This window comes from Mycobacterium sp. TH-M25, assembly GCF_057473665.1.
Genome location: NZ_JBYCLA010000618.1, coordinates 1 through 2,423 on the forward strand (window position 1 = coordinate 1; position 2,423 = coordinate 2,423).

Annotated in this window: 3 protein-coding genes; 2 read left to right on the plus strand and 1 reads right to left on the minus strand. The window is 64.8% G+C overall.

Annotation, left to right across the window (positions count from 1 at the left end; translation table 11 throughout):
* Positions 1-103 precede the first annotated feature (103 nt).
* Positions 104-352 carry a hypothetical protein gene (locus AC2VOU_RS20530; protein WP_486959023.1) on the plus strand — a complete coding sequence of 83 codons (249 nt, stop codon included), beginning with the start codon at positions 104-106 and terminating at the stop codon, positions 350-352.
* A 98-nt stretch (positions 353-450) separates the two neighbouring features.
* On the opposite strand, the gene AC2VOU_RS20535 is transcribed toward AC2VOU_RS20530, so the two are convergent.
* Positions 451-1,845, minus strand: a complete 1,395-nt coding sequence (locus AC2VOU_RS20535; RefSeq protein ID WP_486959024.1) for an IS110 family RNA-guided transposase — start codon at positions 1,843-1,845, stop codon at positions 451-453.
* A 265-nt stretch (positions 1,846-2,110) separates the two neighbouring features.
* On the opposite strand from AC2VOU_RS20535, the gene AC2VOU_RS20540 reads away from it, so the two are divergent.
* Positions 2,111-2,423 (plus strand): IS607 family transposase (locus AC2VOU_RS20540; protein WP_486959025.1); only part of this gene is annotated, 313 nt, incomplete at its 3' end.

Below are 2,423 nucleotides of genomic sequence, written 5' to 3' on the forward strand. Positions count from 1 at the left end.
GCCGAACCGCCTTGGCCTTGAGCTCTGTGTCGTACTTCGTTGGCATCGTGCCATCCTTCCCTCAAAAGAAGGTGTGCACGAAACTCGGGGAGCTTCAAGGTTCATGCCGAACATGGTGTTGACCACGCCGGAAGCTCCCACTAAAACAACTCTCCCGCCCGTATCCAGGAGATCCGCGGCGATCGACAATGGCGACGACGAACTCAACAGATCGAGCAGCGGCGTAATCGCCGACGAGATCGGCAGCGCCGAGGTCGCGGCGTTGCTCAGCGTTGATGGTGTCGTGGACATCAGTTCGGCCAGCTGTGAGAGTATCGGCTGCACCCCGCCCGCTGACGCGCCGATCTCCTGAGCGGTCGAGACGGCTGGAGCCGCGGCGCCGCCCGGATTTGTCGTGGGGTTGCCAACTGTTGCGCGGTGAGTGGTCGGTAGTTGAGTTCCTAACGGATGTCAAGCCACCTGGTGGCTCGTAGGCTTGCGTTTGGCGGGCTGGGATGTTGGAGCGCTCGGCGACTTCTGTGACTCCTGGCCCGCCGCCTGCTTGCGGCGGTCTCGCATGCGCTGGTGCCGGATGTTGTCGCGGCGGCGAGGCTCGATCTGGTATCGCTCCTTGACGATCATGCGGCCTTGGGCCTCGGTGATCGGGGTGCCGTCGACATCGCGCAGGGTGTAGGGGTGGCGGTTGCGCATGCAGGTGGCGATCCGGGTGACCAGCAGGGTGGCCAGGTGACAGATCGCCGAGTCGTGGTGGCGGTCGCCGGTCATCAGTCGCTGGTATTTCGCAGCGATCTGCGGGTCGACTTTGCGGGCTTGATCAGCTGCGGTGCACAGCATTTCACGCAGCAGCGGGTCGCCGGCCTTGGTTATCGAGGACTCGACCTTGCTCAGCCCGGACTGGCTGACCTTGGGGACCAGTCCGGTGTAGGCGCGGATCGCGGCCAGCGAGGTGAACCGGTGGGGGTCGCCGATCCGTCCGGCGATCGCGGCGCTGATCACGGGCCCCACGCCGGGAGCGGAGGCAACGATGCCGTCGGGGTCGGCGTCGGCGTAGAGGTTGGCGACCCGCTCGTCGATCTGCTTGATCTGCCGAGTCAAAAACAGCGCCTGCTCGGCTTCGTGGGCGATGTCCTCGGCAAGTTCGGCGAAGTTCATCCCGTCCGGTCCCCACAGCACGAGGGTTTCCTTAGCCGCGACGATGAGGCCGGCGGCGTGATCCTCACGCCACGCCCCACGGGATCGGGCTATCAAGAACCGGCTCAGACGTCCCTGGCCGAGCCGGATCACCGCGTTCGGGTCGGCGTAGCGGGCAAGGAACTCCAACGCCGCGATGCCGTAGTTCGAGCCGAGCACCGCATACCAAGTCGGCCCGAGGAGCTCGACGAGCGCGTCGAGTCGGGCGTAGACCGCGACCCGGCGTTTGACCATGGTGGAGCGCTGCTTGACCAGACGCCGCAACGGATCTGCTGGTCCCTGGCCGGAATACTCGCGTAACCCTTCGGGGTGCAGAAGCGGCAGCCGAGCCAGCAATTCGGAATCGATCCGGTCGTTTTTGGTGTGCTTGGAGTAGTACTTGCGCAGATCCGCCGATTGCGTGGTAGGCACCATCACCACCCGGGCCCCATGGCGGCGGAACCACTCGGCGACGACGATCCACGCGTTGCGGGTAGGCTCGACCACTACGGTCAAATCGCCCGGATCGGCTAGGTCGAGATCCGACCACAGCCGCTCCAGATCCGCAGGTCGGGTCGAGAACTTCCGGCCACGCCACACCGTGGCTCCGTCGTGGGTCAGTGTCGCTTGGTGCACCGCCCGCACGGCCACGTCGATGCCCAACGTCCATGCCATCTTCGTTGCTCCTGTCAGCCCCGATTTTCTTGTATTCACCCAGGTGACTGACCATCGCGGCCACGGCCCAGACATTCTCTAAGCAGGAGTCCACACCCCACAGGCTGGCTCCAAGTTCCCGAAAAGGACACCGCTCGACCAGGCACCGAGTCCGCGAGCGACCACTCAAAATTCAGGGCTCACTAGGTGTCCCGGTCGGTTGTTCGGCCCGCCCGCGGACTCACTCAAAGGCTAAATGTCGGTGGTGTGCTGTAGGAACAGAAGCATGAATCTCGCGGCGTGGGCAGAGCGAAACGGTGTGGCCCGGGTGACCGCGTATCGCTGGTTTCGCGCCGGGCTGTTGCCGGTCCCGGCGCAACGAGTAGGTCGGCTCATTCTGGTGAACGATGCGGCGGCTGAGACGGCCCCGCGTGGACGGACGGCGGTGTACGCGCGAGTGTCGTCAGCGGACCAGAAATCCGATCTGGATCGGCAGGTGGCACGGGTGACCGCGTGGGCCACGGCCGAACAGATCCCGGTCGACAAGGTGGTGACCGAGGTTGGTTCCGCCCTCAACGGGCATCGCCGAAAGTTTCTTG